The organism is Micromonospora sp. PTRAS2 (assembly GCF_054052245.1).
On the sequence record NZ_JBSWBU010000006.1, the window covers coordinates 73,659 to 96,497 of the forward strand.

17 protein-coding genes are annotated in these 22,839 nt (G+C 76.1%); 7 read left to right on the plus strand and 10 right to left on the minus strand.

Annotated elements, in window-relative coordinates:
- Positions 1 to 59 precede the first annotated feature (59 nt).
- Entirely contained in the window at positions 60 to 1,352 is a 1,293-nt protein-coding gene (locus ACVMYR_RS20255) for a helix-turn-helix domain-containing protein (protein WP_077937492.1), read from the minus strand.
- Positions 1,349 to 2,818: an aldehyde dehydrogenase family protein gene (locus ACVMYR_RS20260; RefSeq protein WP_077937491.1), complete on the minus strand. Its 1,470-nt coding sequence runs from the start codon at positions 2,816 to 2,818 to the stop codon at positions 1,349 to 1,351. The genes ACVMYR_RS20255 and ACVMYR_RS20260 overlap by 4 nt, the downstream gene beginning before the upstream one ends.
- 73 nt (positions 2,819 to 2,891) lie before the next feature.
- Between ACVMYR_RS20260 and ACVMYR_RS20265 the strand changes: the two genes are divergently transcribed.
- Positions 2,892 to 3,974, plus strand: coding sequence for an NAD(P)-dependent alcohol dehydrogenase (locus tag ACVMYR_RS20265; RefSeq protein ID WP_077937490.1), 1,083 nt, complete (start codon positions 2,892 to 2,894; stop codon positions 3,972 to 3,974).
- 115 nt (positions 3,975 to 4,089) lie between these two features.
- Entirely contained in the window at positions 4,090 to 6,315 is a 2,226-nt protein-coding gene (locus ACVMYR_RS20270) for a cytochrome P450/oxidoreductase (protein WP_431891936.1), read from the plus strand.
- A gap of 60 nt (positions 6,316 to 6,375) precedes the next feature.
- Here ACVMYR_RS20270 and ACVMYR_RS20275 read toward each other — a convergent pair whose 3' ends face one another.
- Complete coding sequence (locus ACVMYR_RS20275; RefSeq protein WP_396790159.1) at positions 6,376 to 7,035, minus strand: TetR/AcrR family transcriptional regulator; 660 nt, start codon at positions 7,033 to 7,035, stop codon at positions 6,376 to 6,378.
- A gap of 99 nt (positions 7,036 to 7,134) precedes the next feature.
- Here ACVMYR_RS20275 and ACVMYR_RS20280 point away from each other — a divergent pair, with 99 nt between their 5' ends.
- A complete protein-coding gene (locus ACVMYR_RS20280) occupies positions 7,135 to 7,767 on the plus strand; it encodes a DUF4386 family protein (protein WP_431891940.1) in 633 nt (210 codons plus the stop codon).
- Complete coding sequence (locus tag ACVMYR_RS20285) at positions 7,728 to 8,417, plus strand: DUF4386 domain-containing protein (RefSeq protein WP_431891943.1); 690 nt, start codon at positions 7,728 to 7,730, stop codon at positions 8,415 to 8,417. Before ACVMYR_RS20280 ends, ACVMYR_RS20285 begins: the two co-directional genes overlap by 40 nt.
- 84 nt (positions 8,418 to 8,501) lie before the next feature.
- On the opposite strand, the gene ACVMYR_RS20290 is transcribed toward ACVMYR_RS20285, so the two are convergent.
- Positions 8,502 to 9,569, minus strand: coding sequence for a TauD/TfdA family dioxygenase (locus tag ACVMYR_RS20290; RefSeq protein WP_353898434.1), 1,068 nt, complete (start codon positions 9,567 to 9,569; stop codon positions 8,502 to 8,504).
- 441 nt (positions 9,570 to 10,010) lie between these two features.
- Here ACVMYR_RS20290 and ACVMYR_RS20295 point away from each other — a divergent pair, with 441 nt between their 5' ends.
- Together ACVMYR_RS20295 and ACVMYR_RS20300 are read left to right on the plus strand one after the other, a co-directional pair.
- Positions 10,011 to 11,663 carry an amino acid adenylation domain-containing protein gene (locus ACVMYR_RS20295; protein WP_457122430.1) on the plus strand — a complete coding sequence of 551 codons (1,653 nt, stop codon included), beginning with the start codon at positions 10,011 to 10,013 and terminating at the stop codon, positions 11,661 to 11,663.
- A complete protein-coding gene (locus tag ACVMYR_RS20300; RefSeq protein ID WP_457122431.1) occupies positions 11,660 to 13,018 on the plus strand; it encodes a hypothetical protein in 1,359 nt (452 codons plus the stop codon). Before ACVMYR_RS20295 ends, ACVMYR_RS20300 begins: the two co-directional genes overlap by 4 nt.
- 50 nt (positions 13,019 to 13,068) lie before the next feature.
- Here ACVMYR_RS20300 and ACVMYR_RS20305 read toward each other — a convergent pair whose 3' ends face one another.
- The 3 genes from ACVMYR_RS20305 to ACVMYR_RS20315 all read right to left on the minus strand — a co-directional run bounded on the left by ACVMYR_RS20305 (position 13,069) and on the right by ACVMYR_RS20315 (position 16,268).
- Positions 13,069 to 13,749 carry a response regulator transcription factor gene (locus tag ACVMYR_RS20305; protein ID WP_091282259.1) on the minus strand — a complete coding sequence of 227 codons (681 nt, stop codon included), beginning with the start codon at positions 13,747 to 13,749 and terminating at the stop codon, positions 13,069 to 13,071.
- A 66-nt stretch (positions 13,750 to 13,815) separates the two neighbouring features.
- Positions 13,816 to 15,144 (minus strand): sensor histidine kinase, encoded by a 1,329-nt coding sequence (locus ACVMYR_RS20310; protein ID WP_457122432.1) that lies wholly within the window; start codon positions 15,142 to 15,144, stop codon positions 13,816 to 13,818.
- 107 nt (positions 15,145 to 15,251) lie between these two features.
- Positions 15,252 to 16,268 carry a bile acid:sodium symporter family protein gene (locus tag ACVMYR_RS20315; RefSeq protein WP_228986513.1) on the minus strand — a complete coding sequence of 339 codons (1,017 nt, stop codon included), beginning with the start codon at positions 16,266 to 16,268 and terminating at the stop codon, positions 15,252 to 15,254.
- Positions 16,269 to 16,413: 145 nt separating this feature from the next.
- Between ACVMYR_RS20315 and ACVMYR_RS20320 the strand changes: the two genes are divergently transcribed.
- Entirely contained in the window at positions 16,414 to 16,899 is a 486-nt protein-coding gene (locus tag ACVMYR_RS20320; protein ID WP_396790171.1) for a hypothetical protein, read from the plus strand.
- A gap of 86 nt (positions 16,900 to 16,985) precedes the next feature.
- Here ACVMYR_RS20320 and ACVMYR_RS20325 read toward each other — a convergent pair whose 3' ends face one another.
- The 3 genes from ACVMYR_RS20325 to ACVMYR_RS20335 form a co-directional block, all read right to left on the minus strand.
- Positions 16,986 to 19,247: a catalase gene (locus ACVMYR_RS20325; RefSeq protein ID WP_457122433.1), complete on the minus strand. Its 2,262-nt coding sequence runs from the start codon at positions 19,245 to 19,247 to the stop codon at positions 16,986 to 16,988.
- 107 nt (positions 19,248 to 19,354) lie between these two features.
- Positions 19,355 to 19,990 (minus strand): maleylpyruvate isomerase family mycothiol-dependent enzyme, encoded by a 636-nt coding sequence (locus ACVMYR_RS20330; RefSeq protein WP_198956537.1) that lies wholly within the window; start codon positions 19,988 to 19,990, stop codon positions 19,355 to 19,357.
- Positions 19,991 to 20,091: 101 nt separating this feature from the next.
- Positions 20,092 to 22,830: an AAA family ATPase gene (locus ACVMYR_RS20335; protein WP_457122434.1), complete on the minus strand. Its 2,739-nt coding sequence runs from the start codon at positions 22,828 to 22,830 to the stop codon at positions 20,092 to 20,094.
- Positions 22,831 to 22,839 lie beyond the last annotated feature (9 nt).

Below are 22,839 nucleotides of genomic sequence, written 5' to 3' on the forward strand. Positions count from 1 at the left end.
GAAACCAAGCCGTGCCTTTACGTCCCCGGCGCACCGTTCACCGGGCATCGACCAGCAGGTCAGCCCGGGTCGGACGCGGCCAGCAGCTCCCGCGCGGAGAGCGCGGTGCGCAGCACCGTCGCCGTGTCGGGATCGAGCGGGTCGACGCCGAGCAGCCGCTTGATCAAACCCACCCGGTAGCCGACCGAGTTGCGGTGCAGGTGCAGGCGCTCGCTGACGGCCTGCCGGCTGCCCCCGGTGGCCAGCCAGCAGTCCAGGGTGCGCAGCAGGTCGTCGCGGTGCGCGATCGGCCCCAGGTGCCGCCGCACGAACCAGCGCAGCCGCTCGTCGGGCACGGCCAGCAGGACCTGGTGCAGCCCGGCCCGACCGAACGACAGCTCCGGCGGCGCGTCCGGCTGGCGCAGCAGCAGGCTCAGCAGGCGGTCCGCGTCGCGGAACGACGCCGCCGTCCGGGCGGCCCCGCTGACCGTCGCGCCGCTGGCCACCCGCACCTGCCCCACGCCGACGATCTGGTCCAGCCGGGCCCGCAGCCGGGTCGCCTCACGCTCGACGTCCTCGCCGTGCAGCAGGGTCCAGGCCCGCCGTCCCTCGGCGAGCACGGGCCGGTCCAGCCAGCTCAGCGCCGACGCCCAGCGCCGCTGCTGGGCCCCGGTGTAACCGATCCCGGCGACCGCGTGCGGCTGGTCCAGCCGCCACCCGTGCGTCGCCCCGGCCCGCAGCAGGTCGGCCTCGGTGAACCCGCGCGGGCCGACGGCCCCACCGGAGCCGGCGACGCCGGGCGGGACGCCCGCACCGAGCGGGTCGCCGGGGCCGGGCGGGCGGACGCCGTCACGCAGCGCCCGCAGCACGGCCGCGGCGTCGGCGAGGGCGGGCGGCGGGGGCGACTCGCGGCGTACGGCGTCGATCAGCAGCGCGGTGGTCGCGGCCCGCGCCAGGTCGAGCTGCCCGGCGGTGACCGGCTCGGCCACCAGCAGCGCGCCGAGCCGCCGCTGCCCCGCGCCGACCGGCACGGCGCGGCCGGTCCACCCGTCGGCGCAGCGGACCCGGCCCGCGACGATCCCCGGCACCGGCCCGCCGCCGGCCCGGGAGCCGGCCAGCGCCCGGCGTACGTCGTCGGGGTCGGCGCCGCGGGCGTCGCCGGCCGCGCCGTCGCTGGCGGCCAGCAGCTCCCCGGCCTCGGAGACCAGCCGGCAGGCCGCCCCGACGCGCTGCGCGAGCGCGGCCAGCAGGCCCGGCCAGCCGGCGCCGCCGAAGGCCAACTCGGCGAGGGCCTGGGCGAACACGGCCGGCGGCGGCCCGGTCGCGACGGTCAGCCGCGTCCGGGCCGCCGGAAGCTCGCCCGGCCGGGTCACGCCGGTGGGCGGTCGAGCAGGCGGACCGCCACGGCCTTCTCCTGGGTGTACTCGCGCAGCGCCGCGTAGCCGCCGCCCCGGCTGAACCCGCTCTCCTTCTGCATGTTGAACGGGAAGCCGATCACCCCGGCGTCGTGGAACTGGTTGACCGCCACCTGGCCGCTGCGCGCGTCGGCGGCGACCCGCAGCGCCCGGGAGACGTCACTGGTCCAGATGCAGGTCAGCAGCCCGAAGTCGGTGCCGTTGACCAGCGCCACGGCCTCGTCGACGCCGCGGAAGCCCTGCACGGCCAGCACCGGGCCGAAGACCTCCTCGCGGGCCAGCCGCATGCCGGAGTCGACCCCGTCGAAGACGGTCGGCGCGACGAACCAGCCGTCGCCGTGGCGTCCGCCGGCCGACTCGCCGCCGGTGACCAGCCGGGCCCCGGCGGTCGGGGCCTCGGCCAGGAAGCCGCGCACCCGGTCGTACTGGGCCTGGCTGACCAGCGGCCCCATGTCCAGGTCCTGGTCCCATGCGCCGGTACGCACGGCCGCCATGCCGGCGGCGACCCGCTCCACCACCTCGGCGCGGATCGACTCCTCGACCAGCAGCCGGGACCCGGCGTAGCAGTTCTGCCCGGCGTTCTCGGTGATCGAGGTGACGATCGCCGGGATCGCCACGTCCAGGTCGGCGTCGGCGAAGACGACGTTCGGGGACTTGCCGCCCAGCTCCAGCTTCACGGGGACGAGGTTCTCGGCGGCGGCCCGCATGACGGCCCGGCCGGTCACCGTGGACCCGACGAAGCTGATGTGGTCGACGTCGCGGTGCCCGGTGAGCGCGGTGCCCGCCTCGGGGCCGAGGCCGGTGACGGCGTTGAGCACGCCCGGCGGCAGGCCGGCCCGGCGGGCCAGCTCGGCCAGGGCGAACGGGGCCAGCGGCGCGATCTCGGAGGGCTTGAGCACGACGGTGTTGCCGGCGGCGAGGGCCGGGGCGACGTTGGCCGCGGTGAGCACGGCGGGCACGTTCCACGGGATGATCACGGCGCACACGCCGTACGGCTCGGGGCGGGTGTAGCCGAAGTAGTCCGGCGTGCGGGTGGGCAGGGTGACGCCGGTGAGCTTGTCGGCCGCGCCGGCGAAGTAGTCGACGATGCCGTGCGCGATGTACATGTTGAGACGCCCGCCGGAGCGGGGCTTGCCCACGTCCCGCGCCTCGTGGGCGGCGAGTTCCTCGACGTGGGCGGCGATCAGGTCGGCCCAGCGGCGCAGGATCGCCCCGCGCTCGGTGGGTGAGGTCGCCGCCCAGGCGGGGAAGGCCCGGCGGGCCGCCGCGACGGCGGCGTCGACGTCGGCCGCCCGGGCCCGCGCCACCGGCTGGATGGGCGCGCGGGTCGCGGGATCGAGCACCGGCAGCTCGCCCTGGTCGGCGGCGGCGACCCAGGCGCCGTCGATGAGCTGGCGGGCGGGGGGAATGTCCAGGTCAGCCATGAGGGAATCCTTGACCCTTCATGTTTCACATGTCAAGATGCAGTCTCGCTTTGTGAGTTGACCGGGAGGACGTGTGCGGATCACTGCGGCGGTGCTGGAGAGCGCGGGAGCGCCGTTCACCCTCCAGCAGCTCGACCTCGCCGAGCCGGGGCCGGACGAGGTGCTGGTGCGGGTGGACAGCGTCGGCGTCTGCGGCACGGACCTGGAGTTCTCGAACTTCTTCCCCACCCCGGCGGTCCTCGGCCACGAGGGCAGCGGCGTGGTGGAGCAGGTGGGCGGGCGGGTCACCGGCGTCGCCGTCGGGGACCACGTGGCCATGAGCTTCGCCTCCTGCGGCGAGTGCCCGCTCTGCCTCGGCGGAAACCCGGCGTATTGTCGCCGGTTCGACGCCGTGAACTTCGCCGGGCGGCGGCCGGACGGCAGTTCGGCGCTGTCCCGCGACGGCGCGCCCGTCAACGGCCACTTCCTGGGCCAGTCGTCCTTCGCCACCCACGTGGTCGCCCCGGCCCGCGCCGTGGTGCCCGTCGCCAAGGAGATCGACCTGCGGGTCGTCGGCCCGTTCGGGTGTGGCTTCGGCACCGGCGCCGGCGCGGTGCTCAACGTGCTGCGCCCGGAGGTCGGGTCGTCGCTGGTCGTCTTCGGCGCGGGCGCGGTCGGCGTCGCGGCGATCCTGGCCGCCCGCGCGGCCGGCTGCGCCGTGGTGGCCGCCGTGGACGTCAACGCCGGCAAGCTGGACACCGCGCGGCTGCTCGGCGCGACCCACGGGGTGCACTCGGCCGCCGGGGACCCGCGCGAACTGCTGGCGGCGATCGCCCCGCACGGCTTCGACGTCGCGATCGACACCACCGGCCGGGAGGACGTGCTGCGCACGGCGGTGGAGGTCCTCGGCCCGCTGGGCCGCTGCGGCGTCATCGGCGTCGGGCCGAGCGAGCGGATGAGCTTCGACTGGCGCAGCATCCTCAACGGCCGCACCGTCACCGGCATCATCGGCGGCAACAGCCTGCCCCAGGTCTTCCTGCCGAAGCTGCTCGACCTGCACGCCGCCGGCCGGTTCCCGGTGGACCGGCTGATCACCTACTTCCCGTTCGAGCAGATCAACGAGGCGGTGGCGGCGGTACGCGCCGGCGAGGTCGGCAAGGCCGTCCTCACCTTCTGATGCTCGATTCGTAACACCGTCTCGTGATGCGAGCGAGTTACGCTCGTCGTCCGACACCCCAGTGGCGCGGCTGGGCAACACCGCGCAGCGTCCCGCACCCGTGGAGCTCGTCCCCATGACCGAACACCAGCTGACCACACCGGCCGCCCCCTTCGACCACCACTCGGCCGAGTGCAACGCCGACCCCGTGGGCTACTACGAGGCGTACCGGCAGACCTGCCCGGTCGGGCGCACCACCGCGCACGGCGGCTTTGTCTACACCACCCGGTACGCCGACGTGGTCCGCATCGCCCGCGACGACGACGCCTTCTCCTCCGCCCGGTCCGTCGCCGGGGGCGACGGCACCGCCATCGTCATCCCCCGGGGCCCCGGCCTGGAGCAGTACCCGATCGAGCTGGACCCGCCGGCCGCCACGGAGTACCGCGACCTGATCAACCCGCTGCTCACCCAGGACGCGGTGGCCACGCTGGCCCCCATGATCGCCCGGCACACCACCCGCGTGATCGACGCCTTCATCACCGAAGGCTCGGTCGACTTCGTCCGCGACCTGACCAACCCGCTGCCGGCCGCCGTCACCCTCGACTGGCTGGGCTTCCCGGAGGCCGACTGGGCCAAGCTGGCCGGCCCCATCCACGACATCTTCGCCGCACTGCCCGGCAGCGAACGCGCCGCGCGCGGGGCCGCCGGCCTGGCGTACCTCGACCAGCGCATCCGCGAGCTGATCGTCGAGCGCCGCGCGCAGCCGACCGGCGACGCCGTGAGCTACCTGGCCACCCAGCGCCGCCCCGACGGCGAGCTGTTCGACGCCGACGAACTGGTCTCCGTCATCGGGCTGCTGATCGCCGGCGGGGTCGACACCACCACGTCGCTGACCGGGTCCACGCTGGTGCACCTGAGCCGCCACCCGGAGGACCGGCAGCGGCTGATCGACTCCCCCGACCTGCTGCACAACGCCACCGAGGAGTTCCTGCGGGCGTTCGCCCCGTCGCAGTCGATGGCCCGCACCGCCCGCGCCGACGCCGAGGTGGGCGGCTGCCCGGTCACCGCCGGCGAGCGGGTGCTGATCCCCTGGGTCGCCGCCAACCACGACCCGGCGGTGTTCCCCGAGCCCGAGCAGATCCGGCTCGACCGCGACGCCACCCGGCACCTCAGCTTCGGCATCGGCAGCCACCGCTGCGCCGGCGCCCACCTGGCCCGCCTCATGTTCCGCGAGATGATCACGCAGGTGCTCACCCGGCTGCCCGACTACCGGGTCGTCGAGGAGGGCCTGGTCACCTACCCGACCCGGGGCAACCAGACCGGCTGGGACGCCGTACCCGCCGTGTTCACCCCCGGCCCCCGCGCCGCCGACACCCCGGGCGCACGCCCGGCCGCGGGCCCGACCCTCGACCGGGACCTGCGCGTGGAGGTCGCGGCCGTCGCCGCCGACGACGTGCTGGAGGTACGCCTCGCCGACGCCGCCGGCGCGCCGCTGCCGCCCTGGGCGCCCGGGGCGCACCTGGAGGTGCGGCTGCCGTCGGGCCGGGTCCGGCAGTATTCCCTGTGCGGCGACCCGGACGACGCCCACCACTACCGCATCGCCGCCCTGCGCGAGGCCGGCGGCCGGGGCGGCTCGGTGGAGCTGCACGCGGTGGCCCGCGCCGGGGCGACCCTGTCCGTGCGCGGCCCGCGCAACCACTTCCCGCTCGTCGACGCCCCCGGCTACCTGTTCCTCGCCGGCGGCATCGGCATCACCCCGATCCTGGCGATGGCCCGCGAGGCACACCGCCGGGGCGTGCCGTTCCGGCTGGTGTACGGCGGGCGCACCCGCGCCTCGATGGCCTTCGCCGACGAGGTCGTGGCGCTCGCCGGGGACCGGGCCACCCTGCTGCCGCAGGACGAGGCCGGCCTGCCCGACCTGGCGGCGCTCGTCGCGTCCGCCGGCCCGGACACCGCCATCTACTGCTGCGGGCCCACCGCCATGATCGGCGCGCTGGAGCGGACCTGCGCCGAGGCGGGCCGGTCGGGCCAGCTGCACGTCGAGCGGTTCACCGCCGGCGACGACCTGGAGGTCGCCTTCGACCCGGCGGCCAACACCGAGTTCGAGGTGCACCTCGCCCGCACCGGGGCGACCGTGCGGGTGCCGAGGGACCGCCGGATGATCGACGTGCTGCGCGAGACGGTGCCCGGCCTGACGTACGACTGCGAGAAGGGCTACTGCGGCGCGTGCGAGACGCGGGTGCTGGCCGGCACGCCGGAGCACCGCGACTCGCTGCTCACCGAAGCCGAGCGCGCGGCCGGACGCAGCATGATGATCTGCGTGGGCCGCAGCTGCTCCGAACGACTGGTGCTGGACCTCTAGCACCCGCCTGCTGAGCGGGCCGGCCCTCGCACCGGGGCCGGCCCGTTCGGCGTGATGGGGCTACGGGCCCGCGGGGCCGTTGCGGGCCGCCAGCGCGTCGAGGATCAGGTCGAGGCCGAACTCGAACTGCCCGCCGAAGTCGTAGCCGGGCTGCCGGACGTGCTGCGTCGCGAACTCGACCAGGTGCGGGTAGTCGCCCGCCGCGAACCCCTCCATGATCGACTCCGCGACCTCGGTGGCGGCGTCGCCGCCGTCGAACGGCAGCGACGCCTCCTGCAACACGAAGCCGAAGACGTACGCGTCGACGATCGCGTACGCGTGGGCCGTCATCGGCAGCGAGAAGCCCCCGGCCCGCAGCACGCCGAGCATGGCGTCGTGGTGGCGCAGGGTCGCCGGCCCGGGGCTGGTCCGGGTCTCGACCAGCGCCAGCGCCCAGGGGTGCCGGGCGAGGACCGCACGGGCCGAGAGGCACCGCCGGCGCACCTCGGCCCGCCAGTCGCCGCCCGCCCCGGGCAGGTCGATCTCCGCGAAGACGCCGTCGACGAGCGCGTCGAGGAGCTCCTCCTTGTTGCGGATGTAGTGGTAGAGCGACATCGGCCTGGTGTCCAGCTCGGCGGCCAGCGACCGCATGGTCAACGCCGCCAGGCCGTGCGCGTCGGCGATCCCGACGGCCGCCCGCAGCACCCGCTCGCGGCTGAGCTGCCGCCCCGCTCCGCCCACCGCCCGGCCCCCTCCGCCCGACACCGCGTTGACCGCGCTTGCCTGCCGAGCCTATCGTACTTAGTACCACGTACTTAGTACGAGAGCCTGGGAGGCTCGATGTCCCTCCGTGTGGCCGGCCGCTGCGCCGGCGCGTTCTTCCTGCTGGCGTTCGTCGCCTACGGCGTCGGCAGCGCCCTGCCCGGGCAGCCCGCCGGGGCGGCGCTCGTGGCGCTCAACTCCGCCCTGGTCGCCGCCATCGGCGCGCTGGCCTTCCGGACGCTGCGCCCCGCCCACCCCGGAGCCGCCTGGGGCTACCTCGTCGGGCGCGGCGCGGAGGCGTTCCTGCTCGCCGCCGGGCTCGTCCTGCGGGACTCCGCCGGGGCCGCGGCCGCCGACATCGCCTACCAGGCGGCCATGCTGTCCCTGGGCCTGGGCAGCGTGCCGTTCTGCCTGGCCCTGGCCCGGCAGCGCTGGCTGCCGGGCTGGCTCGCGGGCTGGGGAGTCGCCGGGTACGCGCTGCTGGCGGCCGGCGCGGCGGCCGAGCTGGCGGGGATCCGGGTCGGGCTCGTGCTGGCGGCACCGGGCGGGCTGTTCGAGCTCGTGTTCGGCGCGCTCCTGCTGGCCCGCGGCTTCGCCCCGGCCACCGGCGGGCGGCCCGGCCCCACCGGCGACGTGGCGTCGAGCGCCGCCGGGGCCGGCGACACCCGGGTGTGGCGCGCCGCGCGGGCGGCCGGGTCGGCCTGCTGCTGATGGCGGTGCTCGCCGGGCTGGCCAACTTCGGCATCGTGCAACGGCTGGCCGCCGCCGACGCTGCCGGGACCAGCGGCCTACCGCTGTCGCACCAGCGGGCCCTCGTCCTGGCCGTCGTCGCCCTGCTCGCGGTGGCCTGCCTCGACGTGCTGGTCGCCTGGGCGCTGCGCGCGTTCCTCGCCGACGCCGGCCGCGCCGTCGCGCTGCTCGCCGCCTGGTGCCGCACCGGGTACGCGGTCGTCCTCGCCGTGGCGATCACGCACCTGGTCGCCGCCGCCGGCCTCCTGCGCGACGGCGGCACCGACCGGATCGACGCCGGCATCCGCGCGCGGATCGCCGACTTCGAGGAGGTCTGGAACGTGGGCCTGATCCTGTTCGGCGTCCACCTGCTGCTGGTCGGGTGGCTGGCCTGGCGGTCGGCCGCCGTGCCGGCCTGGGTGGCGGCGCTCGTGGCGGTCGCCGGGGCGGGCTACCTCGCCGACTCGATCGGCGCGCTGGTGCCGGCCGCGTACCCGGTGCAGGTCGCCGCCGTCACGTTCGTCGGCGAGGTCGTCCTCATGGGGTGGCTGCTCTGGTTCGCCGCGCGCCGGCGTCCCGACCGGGGGGCCGACCGGGACGCGGGCCGCGCCCGCCAGGCGCAGCCCGCGTGAGGGCGACGGGCGGTCACGACGCGGACGGCCCGCCGCGCCACGACTCTGGGGCGCTGCGGGCCGTCCTGACGAGGGGCCGGCGGGTCAGTTGCCCCACTCGAAGTTGGGCTCGACCGCCTCGGCGATGCGGAACCGGCCGCCCGGCGCGATCTCGCTGCCGCGCTCGGTCACCACGTGCTTGCCGAACCCGGCGACCAGCGGCCGGCCGACGTCGCGCTTGAGCCACAGCCGCAGCAGGTGGCGGCGGCGCTCCGGCTCGGGGAAGTCGACGTAGCCGGTGCGCGAGTGCAGGGCGGCGTAGTTGAGCAGCCACTGCACGTCCCCGGGCTGGAAGTCCATGTCCAGGGCCAGGCCGGGGGCCTGGGACACCTCGTCGTAGAGGTGCAGCAGCTCGATCTGCGCCTCGGTGAGCCGGGGCACCTCCGGGTAGTCCTGCGCGGAGAAGATCATCGAGCTGCCGGCGTACGTGCTGAAGATGCCGTCGACGTAGCTGCAGATGGGCGAGGTGTAGGTGCGGGCCGGGGCGTCCGGGTCCTGCCGGTGCCAGTCCCAGTGCCACGACTCGAACAGCAGCGGCGCGAGGTCCGGCCGGCGACGCAGGATCTCGTTGTAGATGGTGGTGCCGCTGACCAGGCTGCTCGCCCCGCCGGCCTTGGCCGCCCGCAGGCACATCAGCGCGACGACGTCGGAGCTGTCGGAGTGGAACGGCAGCCGGTCCCGCACCCGCGACGGCAGCGCCGACGGGTCGTCGAGGGTCTTGTTGGAGGTGGCGATGACGTGGTCGAGCACGTCGCCCATCTGGTTCTGCCCCATCGGCACGCCGAGGTGCAGCCCCATCAGGAAGAAGATGGCGCCGGCGAGGGTGTCGCCGTACTCCTCCGTGCGCAGGCCCCGGACCAGGATGAAGCCGCGCCCGGAGTCGAGCTGGCGGGCGCACTCCTCGTTGAGGCCGGCGCAGGCCGGCAGCGGGTAGTCGGCGGCGGTCACGGTACGCAGGTCGGGGTTGTCGGCCACGAAGCGGCGGCCGACGGTCTCCAGCTCGGCACGCTCGGCGTCACTGAGCTGGTAGACCCACTCGGTCGAGGTACGCAGCTCGTCGCCGCGCCAGGCGGACGGGCCGGAGATGGGGGCGAGGTCGATTGCGGTGGTCATGATGATGCGCTCCGAGGGTCGGTTCTGACGGGTACGGATCGGTGCCCCGGCGCGGGCGTTGCCACGGGCCGGGCGATCGACGACAGGGGCGGCCTCGCCGCCGTTCACGGCGGCGGGGCGGCCCGTCAGAAGGGGGTCTGCGGATCCCCGGCGGCGGTCCCGGGGCGCATGCCCTCTCGCGGCGGGTGTACCCGCAGCGGCTCCTCGTAACCGCGCACCAACAATCCAGCGCCTTGCGGAACTCGGATCATGGCGTCTCCTGCGGCTGACGGTGTCGCCCCAGGCTAGGGCAGCCCCAGCGCGACGTCAAGAGAGACGGCGTCTCGCAATCTGACAAGCAGGCCAGGGGCGCCCCCGCGGAATCTAAGACATTTCCCAAACGAATTGTCGAGCATCGATGCTGATCGCCGCGCAGGGCGGCCGGTCAGACGAGGAGCGACCATGCCCGTACGACAGTCCGACACGATCCACGGCGCGACGCCCCGCCCGGTCAGCGCCCTCCCCGCCGGTCCGGACGACTGGCGAGGCCCCCTGCTGGACCACCTTCCACCGCGCGAGCGCCGGCTGTTCCACCGGTTCGGCCGGGGACCCGAGGTGACCGTGCCCGACCTGCGCATCCACCAGGCGTTCGAACGCTGGGCCGCCGCCACGCCCGACGCCGTCGCCGCCGAGCACCTCGGCGAGACGATCGGCTACCGCGAGCTGGACCGCCAGGCCAACCGGCTCGCGGCCCGGCTCGCCGACCTCGGCGTACGGGCCGGGGACGCCGTGGGCGTCTTCGCCAGCCGCTCGCTGCCGATGCTGGTGGGGATCCTGGCGACGCTGAAGGCCGGGGCGGCCTACGTCCCGCAGGACGTCCGGATCACCCCGCACCGGCAGCTGCGGCAGGTCGCGACGACCGCCCGGTGCCGGGTGGTGCTGACCACGGCCGGCGCCCTGGACACGGTGCCGGCGCTGCCCGGCGTGACGCGGCTCGCCGTCGACGAGCTGATGGCGCAGCCGCTGCCGCCCGGCCGGCACCTGACCGCCCCCGGCACCGACCGCCCGGTGACCGCCGACGACGGCTGCTACGTCCTGTTCACCTCCGGCACCACCGGCACGCCGAACGGGGTCACCGTCACCCACGGCAACGTGGCCAACCTCCTGCTCACCGCGCCGGGAAACCTGGGGATCCGGCCGGGCCGGCGGGTGGCCCAGCTGCTCAACGTCGCCTTCGACATGGCCGCCTGGGAGATCCTCGGCTGCCTCGCCAACGGCGGCACCCTGCTCGTGCGCGACCGCGACCTCACCGCCACCGCCGCCCGCGCCGACGTGGTGGTCGCCACCCCGTCGGTGCTCGGGCGCATCGACCCGGACCGGTGCGCCGGGGTGCGGACGGTCGCCGTGGCGGGCGAGCCCTGCCCGCGCCCGCTGGCCGACCGCTGGGCCGCCGGCCGCGCCTTCTACAACTGCTGCGGGCCGACCGAGACCACCATCGTCAACACCATGCACCGGCACCGGCCCGGCGGACCGCTCACCATCGGCCGGCCGACGCCGAACAACACCGTCTACGTCCTCGACGCCGACGGGCGGCCGTGCCGCATCGGCGAGGTCGGCGAGATGTGGGCCGGCGGCGGCTGCGTCTCCGCCGGCTACCTCGACAACGACGCGCTCAACGCCGAGCGGTACGCCCCGGACCCGTTCCTCGGCGGCGGCCGGCTGATGTTCCGCACCCGCGACCGGGGCCGCTGGAGCGCCGACGGGGAGTTGGAGCACCTGGGCCGCACCGACGACCAGGTGAAGGTCCGGGGCTTCCGGGTCGAGTTGGACGCGGTCTCGACCGTGCTGGAGGCGGTGCCGGGCTGCCGGGCGGCGGTCACGCTCAAGCTGACCGACCGTGACCTGGTCTCCTTCGTCGCCCCGGCCGAGCTGGACCCGCAGCGGTGCCGGGACGCGGTGGCCGCCGCACTGGCCTACTACTGCGTGCCGGCGGCCGTGCACCCGCTGCCGGAGCTGCCGATGACCGGGCGGGGCAAGGTCGACCGGGACGCGCTGCGCCGGCTCGCCCTCGACCTGCGCTGGCAGTGGGCGCACATCGAGGAGGCGGCGGCGTGACCACCACCCCCGTCCGGCCGCAGCCGGCCCCGCCCGCTCCCCCGCGTACCGACGCGGCCGGCCCGCCCGGCGACGCGCCGCCACCCCCGGTGTCGACGCTGCGCCGGATCCTCGCCCACCCCCGGTTCATGCACCACCACCGCCTGGTCGCGGCGGTGCTCGCGGCCAACGCCGCGCTGCTGGCGTACGGCCTGGCCGCCGACTGGTGGCGCGGGCCCGGCGCGGCCGAGGCCCTGGGCGCCGCCGCGCTGGCCAACGTCGCGCTGGCGGTCCTGGTGCGCCAGCAGTACGTGATCAACCTGCTCTTCTGGCTGGCCACCCGCGCGCCGACCCGGTGGCCCCTGCGGATCCGCTGGACCCTGGGCAAGGTCTACCACTTCGGCGGGCTGCACGTCGGCGGGGCGCTCGCCGGCACCGCCTGGTACCTCGGGCAGCTCGGCGCGCTGACCGCCGCCGGCGGGCACGGGCCGGGCGGGGCGGGGGCCCTGGTCACCGGGTACGCCACCGCCGGCCTGCTGCTGGCGGTCGTCGGCACCGCCCTGCCGCCGGTGCGGTCCCGCCGGCACGACCTGTTCGAACGCACCCACCGCCTCGGCGGCTGGGCGGCGCTGCTGCTGCTGTGGGCGCAGGCCGGCCTCCTGGCCGGCGGGCCGGTCGCCCTCGCCGCCTCCCCGCAGGGCTGGGTGCTCGCCGTGCTGACCGCCAGCATCGCCCTGCCCTGGCTGCGGCTGCGCCGGGTGCCGGTCGTGGTCGAGCGCCCCTCGTCGCACGTGGCGCTGGTCCACTTCGACCACGGGGTGACCCCGTTCCCCGGCTCGTCCACCGCGATCAGCCGCCGGCCGCTGTGGGAGTGGCACTCCTTCGCCAATGTGCCCGCGCCGGGGCGCAGCGGCTTCCGGCTGACCGTCTCCCGCGCCGGCGACTGGACCGGACGGTTCATCGACGACGCGCCGCAGCGGGTCTGGGTGAAGGGGATCAGCACCGCCGGGGTCGCCAACGTCGAGACCCTGTTCCGGCGGGTGGTCTACGTGGCCACCGGCAGCGGCATCGGCCCGGTGCTGCCGCACCTGCTGGCCGAGCAGGTGCCGGCCCGCCTCGTCTGGGTGGCCCGTCGGCACCGGGAGACCTTCGGCGACGCGCTGGTCGACGAGATCCTCGCCCACCAGCCCGACGCGCTGCTGTGGGACACCGCCCGCGACGGCAAGCCCGACATGCTGCGGCTGGCCTGGCAGGCGTACCGCCAGTTCGACGCCGAGGCGGTCATCTGCATCTCGAACCGCCCGCTGACCTGGCAGGTGGTGCGGGGCATGGAGGAACGCGGCGTCCCCGCGTACGGCGCGATCTGGGACTCCTGACGGACGGGCCGCCCGGCCGCCCGGGACCGCACCGGTCCCGGGCGGCCGGCTCAGAGTGCGCCGATCTGGTAGCCGAGGCCGTGCACGGTGCGGACCACCCCGTCGCCGAGCTTGCGCCGCAGGTAGTGCACGTACGTGTCGACCACCGCCTCGGTGCGGTCGGCGCCGAAGACCCGCCCCCGCAGCTGGCTGCGGCTGTGCACCATGCGGGGCTGGGTGGCGAGCAGCCGGATCAGCTCGAACTCCCGCCCGCTGAGCGTCACCTCCCGGCCGTCGGGCAGCCGGACCCCGCGTTGGGCCAGGTCGAGCTGCCCGGCCCCGATGGGGATCAGCTCCGCCCCGTCGAAGCGGCGGCGGGTCAGCGCCCGGACCCGGGCCATCAGCTCCGCCACCTCGAAGGGCTTCGGCAGGTAGTCGTCGGCCCCGGCGTCCAGGCCCCGGATCCGCTCGGTGGGGTCGGCCAGGGCGCTGAGCATGAGCACGCGGGCGGCGACCGCGCAGCGCCGCAGCCGGATGAGCAGGTCGACGCCGTCGATGGCGGGCAGCCGCCGGTCGAGCATGATCACCTGGTAGCGGCCGCGCAGGGCCAGGTGCAGGCCCCGCTGCCCGTCCCGGGCCAGGTCGATGCGGTAGCCGTCCCCGCTGAACAGCTCGACCAGCATGTCGGCGAGCTCCGCGTCGTCCTCGACGAGGAGCAGCGGTCCGTGCGCCGGGGCCGGCGGGTCGTCCATTTGTTTATGGTCCCACCGAATGCTGAGAAGGTTGACCCGCGGAATTCTCCGCTGGTCGGGACCCGGTCAGGACCCGGTCAGCTCGCGCTCCTGGCCTGCCCGGTCGCGGCCGACGCGCCAGCAGAAGGGCCACCGGGACCCGGTGGCGTCGCCGTCCGGGGGTGTCGCGCCGGGCCGCGTCCCGTCACGCACCGGCAGCCGTACGGTGAAGGCGGCCCCGGCCCCCGGCCGGCCGGCGGCGCTGATCGTGCCGCCGTGCGCGGTGACCACCTCGCGGATCAGGGCCAGCCCGAGCCCGACCCGGCGGTCGCCGGAGCCGGGGCCCCGGTGGAACCGGTCGAAGATCCGGTCGGCGTGCCGGGGGTCGAAGCCCCGGCCGGAGTCGGTGACCACCAGCTCGACGTGGCCCGGCGTCGCCGGGCGCAGCCGCACCTCGACGCGGCCGCCGGACGGGGTGTGGTTCAGCGCGTTGGCCAGCAGCTCCGCCACCACCCGGCGCAGGGCCGGCCCGACGCCGTGCACCGGCACCGGGGCGTCCGCGCCGGCGACGGCGAGCGTCACCCCGTGCTCGGCGGCGCGGGGCGCGTCCGCCTCGACCGCCTCGGCGACGAGCGCGGCGAGGTCGACCGTGGCGGGCGGCCGGGCCACCGACGTCGTGTCGGCCAGCCGGGCCGACAGCAGCAGCTCGTCGACGATCTCCCCCAGCCGTCGGGTGGTGTCCAGCAGCCGGTCCAGGTCCGCCCGGTCCGCGTCGTGGCCGGAGTGCGCCGCGCGCCGCGCCAGCAACTGTGCCGCCGTGTGCACCCGGGTGATCGGGGCGCGCAGCTCGTGGCTGGCGTCGGCGACGAAGCGCCGCTGCCGGTCGAGCGCCTCGGCCAGCGGCAGCACCGCCGCGCGGCGCAACCGCAGGTCGGTCACGGTCGCCGCGACCAGCACCGCCGCCGCCGCGAGCGACACCCCCCAGAGCAGGTAGCGCCGCTCGGCGAGCTGGAACCGGGCGTCGAAGACCACCTGGACGACCTCGTCGCCGCGTAGCTGCGTCCGCACGTGGTAGACGGTGCCGTTGCGGGCCACCTCGCCGACCTGTGGCCGGCCGGTGCGGGCCACGGCGTGGATCGCCTCGTGCCGCGGGAAGCCGGCCGGGGGCGCGCCCGCGTGCCCCGTGTCGCTCGCGCCGCCGAAGATCCAGGTGCAGCCGGACGGGTCGGCCGGGCGGCCGTGCAGCACCGCCCAGTCGAGCTCGTGGCGGATCTTCGCCTGCTGGACGTGCAGCAGGGCGGCGTACGCGACGCCCCCGAACAGGGCCAGCAGCGCGACGACCAGCAGGCCGACGGTCAGCCCGGTGCGGGGTCGGGCTCGGCGCGCGGCCGACCGCCCGTCGTCGGTCAGCGGCACCGCGCTATCGCCCCCCGCCCCCCTGCGGGGACGTGGCCCCCTCTGCCAGCGCGCCTATCGACCCGCACCCATCGAAGATGACACATCACCGATCGGATCGGAAGGGATCACCGAGCGTCCTCCCGGATGGCGGGCCCGCCCGCCGCCCAGCGGCGGGCCAGCTCGGCGCAGACCAGCAGCTGGAGCTGGTGGAACAACATCAGCGGCAGCAGCACCAGGCCGACGGTCTGCGGGCTGAACAGCACCGCCGCCATCGGCAGCCCCGTCGCCATGCTCTTCTTCGACCCGCAGAAGATCGCGGTGATCCGGTCGGGCCGGGTGAAGCCGAGCAGCCGCGCCGCCCCGGCCGTGGCGAGCAGGACCACCAGCAGCAGCGCCGCCAGCACCCCGAGCAGCGCCAGCAGCCGGCCCGGCGAGGTGCGCTGCCAGACCCCGGCGACCACCCCGGCGCTGAACGCGGTGTAGACGACCAGCAGGATCGACCCCCGGTCGACGAGGGTGAGCACCCGCTTGTGCCGGCCCATCCAGCCGCCGAGCCAGGGCCGCAGGGCCTGCCCAGCGGCGAACGGCAGCAGCAGCTGGGCCACGATCTCCAGGACCGACCCCGCCGAGAAGCTCACCGCGCCGGTGCCGGCCAGCACCACGCCGGCCAGCACGGGGGTGAGCAGCACGCCGGCCACGTTGGAGAAGGAGGCGCTGAAGATGGCGGCCGGCACGTTGCCGCCGGCCATCGAGGTGAACGCGATCGACGACTGCACGGTGGACGGCACCACGCACAGGAACAGCAGCCCCTGGTAGAGCTCCGGCGTCAGCACGGCGGGCTGCAGCACCCGGGCGGCCAGCCCGAGCAGCGGGAACAGCACGAACGTGCTGGACAGCACCAGCACGTGCAGGCGCCAGTGCCGGGCCCCGGCCCACGCCTCGCCGGGCGAGATGCGGGCGCCGTAGAGGAAGAACAGCAGCCCGATGGCGAGGGTGGTGGCCACGGACGCGCCGTCGGCGAACCGGCCCCGGGCCGGCAGCACGGTGGCGACCACCAGGGTCGCCAGCAGCGCCAGGATGTACGGGTCGAGCGGGATCCGGGACAGCCAGCGGCGCACGATCGACCCTTCCCCGACGGTCACCACAATTCGAGACAGCGTCTCGCCTTGCGATGCTGCTACGGGCGTCGGTGCGGAGTCAAGGACTGCGGCGACGGTCACACCACCCGTCGCGGCCGACACCCCCTGCGGCCCGGCCCGGGATGCGCAGCCATGCCAGGATGTGGCCGTGTCGTATCCTCCTCACCCGTCGTACCCGCCCGGGCCCGGCGCGGTCGCGCCGCTGACCGCCTACCCGCAACCGATCCCGCCGCCCCCGGGCCACGCCGTGCTGGTCGTCTCGGTCAACCGGGGGCCCTACCTCGTCCCCGCCCCGGCCACCAGCAAGTTCAAGATCGACGGCCGGACGGTGCCGATCCCCGGCGAGGGCACCTGGCACGTGGCCGTCCCGGCGGGGCCGCACGACGTGCGGTACACGGACTTCATCGGAATCCCCGTCATCACCACCACGCTCGTCGCGCAGCCCGGGGCCGCGCACCACCTGTCGTTCCGCTTCGGCGGCTGGCGCAACCGGGTCCACGACGGGCACGGCACCGACGTCACGCGCTTCGGCATGTGGTCCAACTACAGCATCCTGCTCGTCACGCTGGCCGTGGTCGGCGTGCTGTGCTGCGGCGGCTTCGGGCTCGTCGCCGCCCTGTCCGGCACCTCCTGACCGGCACGTCCCGGCCGGTTCCCGCCCGCACGGCCAGGGGCCGCCCGTCCGCCGCAGCGGAGGGCGACCCCTGGCCGACGGCACGGTCAGGGCAGCGACACCGGGAACCGTTCCCACACCCGGTGCGCGGCCAGCAGCCGCTGCACGGCCGCGAGGGCGTCGTCGCCGGAGTCGCCCGCGACCACGCCCGGGGTGCCGGCCACCCCCGCCAGCTCCAGCACGGCGACGCCCGCACCCCACGCGCCGATCGCCTTCGCGTGCCGCCAGCACTCCTGCACCAGCAGCAGCACGCGCGGGTCGACGGCCGCCGGACCCGGCGCGCCCGCCTTCTCGTCGCGCGCCGGCAGCGCGTCCGGCGCGGGCACGGGCGCCCCGGCCAGCAGCAGCGCGTCGAACTCGACCGACCGGCCGGTGGCGAAGGTCCGCTGCACCGGCAGCCCGCCCACGGTCCCGCCGTGCGGGGCGATCAGCAGCGGCACCATGCCGGCCGCGAAGACGGCCCGCTGCACCTGGCCGACCCCGTCGAGGCCGGCGTCGGGGTCGACGACGATCCCGACCGTGCGGCCGTCCGCCGGCCACTCGCGGCCGACCTGCGACAGCGCGGGGCTGGGCGCGACGTCGGCCAGCGGCACGGTCGGCTCCGGGGCGGGCAGGCCCAGCCCGGCGGCCACCTGCGCGCACAGCACCGGGTCGATGTTCGCCAGGCAGGCGAGCTGACGTTCCCGGATCGCCTGGTGGTAGCACTTGCCCAGCTCGAACGTGTAGGCGCGGACGATGTGCTCCCGCTCCACCGGCGCCATGCTCAGCCAGAACAGGCGGGCCTGGCTGAAGTGGTCGTCGAACGAGGCCGGGTTCGCGCGCACCTTCGGCGCCTGCGCCACCGTCACCGGCACGTCGACGAACGCGCCCTCGGCGTCGCCGGCAGGGAACGGGTTGCCGCCGTCGAGGGAGTTCGGCCGGTACGGCGCGACGCCCGCGTGCACCGCCTGCTGGTGGAAGCCGTCGCGGAGCATGTCGTTGACCGGGGCGTGCGGGCGGTTGACCGGGATCTGGGAGAAGTTCGGCCCGCCGAGCCGGGTGAGCTGCGTGTCGACGTACGAGAAGAGCCGGCCCTGCAACAGCGGGTCGTTGGTGACGTCGATGCCCGGCGGCAGGTGCCCGACGTGGAAGGCGACCTGCTCGGTCTCGGCGAAGAAGTTCGTCGGCGTCCGGTTGAGCGTGAGCCGCCCGATCGGCTGCACCGGCGCGAGCTCCTCCGGCACGATCTTCGTCGGGTCCAGCAGGTCGATCCCGGCGAACGTCTCCTCCGGCGTGTCGGGCAGGACCTGCACGCCCAGCTCCCACTCGGGGTACGCCCCCGCCTCGATCGCGTCGTAGAGGTCCCGACGGTGGAAGTCCGGGTCCACGCCGCCGAGCAGCTGCGCCTCCTCCCAGGTCAGGGAGTGCACGCCCAGCTGCGGCTTCCAGTGGAACTTGACCAGCACGGTCTCCCCGGCGGCGTTGACCAGCCGGAAGGTGTGCACGCCGAAGCCCTCCATCATCCGGTACGAGCGCGGGATCCCCCGGTCGGACATGTTCCACATCGTGTGGTGCTGCGCCTCCGTGTGCAGGGAGACGAAGTCCCAGAACGTGTCGTGCGCGCTCTGCGCCTGCGGGATCTCCCGGTCGGGGTGCGGCTTGCCGGCGTGGATGATGTCGGGGAACTTGATCGCATCCTGGATGAAGAAGACCGGCATGTTGTTGGCGACGAGGTCGAAGGTGCCCTCGTCGGTGTAGAACTTCGTCGCGAAGCCCCGGGTGTCGCGGACCGTGTCGGCCGAGCCGCGCGAGCCGAGCACGGTGGAGAACCGCACGAAGACCTCGGTCTCGCGGCCCTTGGCGAGGAAGCCCGCCCGCGTGATCGGTTCGGCGGTGCCGTAGCCGACGAAGACGCCGTGCGCCCCCGTCCCCCGGGCGTGCACGACGCGCTCGGGGATGCGCTCGTGGTCGAAGTGCGTGATCTTCTCGCGGAAGTGGTGGTCCTGCAGCAGGATCGGGCCGCGCGGCCCGGCCTTGAGCGAATGGTCCGTGTCGCGCAGCCGCGCCCCCTGCGAGGTGGTGAGGTAGGCGCCCTGCTGGCCGTTCGCGGTCGTCGGCGCGCCGGTCGGCGCACCGGTCGGGCTGCGGGTCTCGGGAGCGCCCTGCTCCCCCTTCGGTGGCAGCGGGCCGTGCGGCGTCGTCGGCTCCGCGACGGGGGGCGGGACGCTGCCGGGCGCGCCGGGGGCGTCGGGGGTCAGGACGTCGGCGACCTTCCCCGCGGCGGCCTCGACCACATCCTTGACCGCCTTGGCGGGCTTGCGAGCACTCATCTGGACGGGTACCTCCGGGATGCGGCGATGAACGGGCATCCGGGTCGTACCCTGCTGGGTTCGAGCAAAACGGACCAGACGGGTGTCGGGTCGTCGGACGTCGCCGGTCAGCCGGGCCAGCGCCCGGCCAGCACCGCGGCCCCGTCGCCGTCGAGCTCGGGCAGGGCCACCCGTCGGCCGGTCAGCGTCAGCAGCAGCGCCTCACCGGTACCCCGGACCACCGGTCCCTCGCCCGCCGCCCAGTCCAGGTCGGTGGCCTCGAACCGCAGCCCGGCGACCCGGCGGCGATCGACGAAGCCGACGGCCCGGCCGCCGGTCAGGAAGTCCAGCGACGTACGCAGCCGCAGCGGGTCCAGGTCGGCGGGCAGGCCCAGCGGGCGGCGGATGTCCTGCCCGTGCACCTGCACGTCGGTGAGCTGGCCGAAGAACCCGACCACGGGCGGCCGGAACGGATGCTCGGCGTGGGTCCGCAGCGCCGCGGCCAGCTCGCCGGCCGGCCGGCGGGCCACCTGGCTGGCCAGGCGCGCGTTCGCCGCGTGCAGGTTGAAACCGGAGCGCAGCACGAGCGGCAGGACCCGCCACGGGCTGACCACCAGCGGCGAGACCAGGTGGCCGGCGACCTCCCGCACGGTCCAGGCCCCGCACAGGCTGGGCGTGTCCAGCTGGGCGGGGGTCAGCGAGTCGAGCAGGTCGGCGATGCGGCGGCGTTCGGCGGCGATCATCGCCAGCAGGTCGGAGGACACGGCGACATTCTGCCTCCTGCGCGCCGCCCCGGCACCGGCCGTGCGGCCCGCCGCCGGGCGGCGGCACCGCTGTCCAGGGTCGCCGTCGACCGGCCCACCCCTCAGCCGGACGCCGGCCGCCCCAGCACGGCGCCCAGCTCGGCGCGGCTGGAGATGCCGAGCTTGCGGTAGGCCCGGGCGAGGTTGGCCTCGACGGTCTTCGGGCTGATGAACAGCGTGTCGGCGATGACCCGGTTGGTGCGCCCCTGCGCGGCCAGCCGGGCCACCCGCTCCTCGGTGGCGGTGAGCGTGGTCGGTGCGGCCGTCCGCCGGCCGATCCGGTCCAGCTCGCCGCGCGTCGCGGCGGCGAACGCGGCGGCGCCGAGCGCGTCGAACTCGGCCTCGGCCGCTTCCAGGGCCGCGCGGGCCTCCCGGCGACGCCGGGCCCGCCGCAGCGCGCGACCCGCGACCAGCAGGCAGCGGGCGCGGTCCAGCGGTAGCACGTCCGCCGGTACGGCCGACCGCGCGGCACCGAGCGCGGCGAGCGCCGGCGACGTGTCGACGCCGGCGGCGCCAGCGACCAGCACCCGGCTGCGGGCCAGCCCGAGCGTGGTCCACGGCCGGGGCAGTCGCCCGTGCCGTTCGGCGAGACGGGCGAGGGCCCGGCCCGCCGTGTCGAGGTCACCGCAGCCGACGCACGCCTCGATCCAGTCCGGTTCGAAGCGCAGGGCGACCGGCTCGACGATCCCGGAGCCGGACAGCGCCCCCGCCAGCTCGCCGTACGCGGCGGCGGCCTCGCCGGCCCGGCCGGCGGACAACGCCACGAACCCGGCCAGTTGCAGGTGGATGCGCCGGCTCCAGTCGTCGTCGACCTCCCGGGCCCGGCGCAGGCCCTCCTCCGCCACCCCGGCGGCCTCGGCCAGCCGCCCCCGGTACGCGGCCAGCGTCCCCGCCAGCCAGGTCTCGCCGACCAGCGCGCTGCCGAGCTGCTCACCCAGCTGCCGGGCGGCGGCGATGTGCGCCTCGGCGGCGGCGAACCGGCCGGCCAGCAGCTCCGCCTCGCCGAGGTGGGTGAGCAGCTCGTGCTGCCATGGCTCGTCGCCCCGCGCCGCCGCCCGGGCGCGCATGTCGTGCAGCCGTTCGCGCGCCCGGTCGTGGTCGTCGACGGCCTTCCACCAGATCGCCGGGATCGTGCCGGCCAGCCACGACGGCTCGCCGGCCTCCAGTGCCAGCGCCCGGTCGAGCAGCCCGGTGCGGGCGGGCAGGCCCGCGCGCACCTCGTGGAAGAACAGCAGCAGCAGCGACGCGGTCAGCAGGGGCCGGTCCTCGTCGGCGCCGAGCAGGGCGATGGCGGCCTCGGCGTGCCGCCGGGCGGCCCCGGGCCCGTCGTGGAACAGGGTGAGGTGGGCGTGGATCCGCCCCGCGAGGGGGCCGCCGTCCGCGGCGGCCAGCGCGCGCTCGCCCGTGGACACGGCGGTGGCGAGATCGTCGGCGAACCATGCGACCAACGCGCGCAGGAGCAGCGCCTCCGCCCGCGCCTGCCCGGTGAGCTGCCCGGTCGCGGCGTCGGCCGCCGCGCCCGCCGCCGCGTGGTCGCCGCTGTCGATGCGGCAGCGCACCGCGGCCAGGCGACGCCGGTCCCGGTCGTCGGCCTGGGCGGCGGGCGTGAGCTGCGCGGCCCGCTCGAACAGGTCCGCGGCGACGGCGGGGGCACCCCGGGTGCGCTGACGTTCGGCGGCGGCGGCCAGCTCGGCGGCGACCGCTCCATCGGGCTCGACGACGCACCGGGCGAGCTGGCGGGCGCGTTCGTCGGGATCCGGCACCGCGTCGGCCAGCGTCCGGTGCAGCCGCCGGCGCACCCCGGGCGGGATGCCGCCGCGGACGGCGGCGGCGTAGCTCGGGTGGACGAAGCCGACCCGGTCCGGGGCGACATGGAGCAGGCCGGCCTCCTCCGCCGCGTCCCAGGCGTCCGCCGGCACCCCGGCCGCGGCGAGGTCCGGCAGGGTGGGCACGGTCAGCAGCGCGGCCAGCCGCACCGCGTCCCGGGTGGGGGCGGGCAGCGCCCGCAGCGCGTCGGCGAGCAGCTGGCGCAGCGACGACGGCACCGGCAGGTCCTCGTCGGGCCCCGGTGGGCGGGGCAGGCGCAGCGCCGCCCGGGCCATCTCGATGGCCAGCAGCGGGTTGCCCCCGGCGTCTCGGACGATGCGGGCGAACAGCGGGCGGCTGAGCGCGCCGTCCAGCCGGGTCCGGACGATGTGGTGCAGGGAGCCGGCGTCCAGCGGGGGCAGGGCGACGCGGGTCACCGGCGCGCCGCCGGGCCGGTCGTCGTCGAGGCCGAGGGGCGCGGCGGCGGGCCCGGTGCCGTCCGTGCGCCGGGCGACCAGCACGGCGGGCCGGGGCGCGAGCCGGCGCAGCGCGAACCGCAACGCCCGCTCGCTCGGCGGGTCGAGCCAGGGCGCGTCGTCGACGGCGAGCAGCACCGGGGCCCTCGCGCCGAACGCGCCCTCGATCAGGGCGCGGGTCGCCGCGCCGACCGCCCGTTCGTCGATCACCTCGTCGCCGGGCGCGGCCAGCAGCACCATCTCGGCGGCGGCGCGCTGCGGCGGGGGCAGGGCCGGCACCGCGGCGGCCAGCGGCCGGAGCAGGTCGGCCAGCGCGGCGAACGGCAGCGCCGCCTCGGCCTCGGCCGGGGCGCAGGTCAGCGTCGACCACCCGGCCCGCTCGGCCCGGCCGACCAGGGCCCGCCAGAGCGCGGTCTTGCCGATGCCGCTGCGGCCTTCCACGAGCACCGGCGCTCCCGCGACCAGCGCCCGCCATGCCCGGTCGGCGGCCGCGTCGCGCCCCACCAGGGAGGTCTCCATGGCGGGATG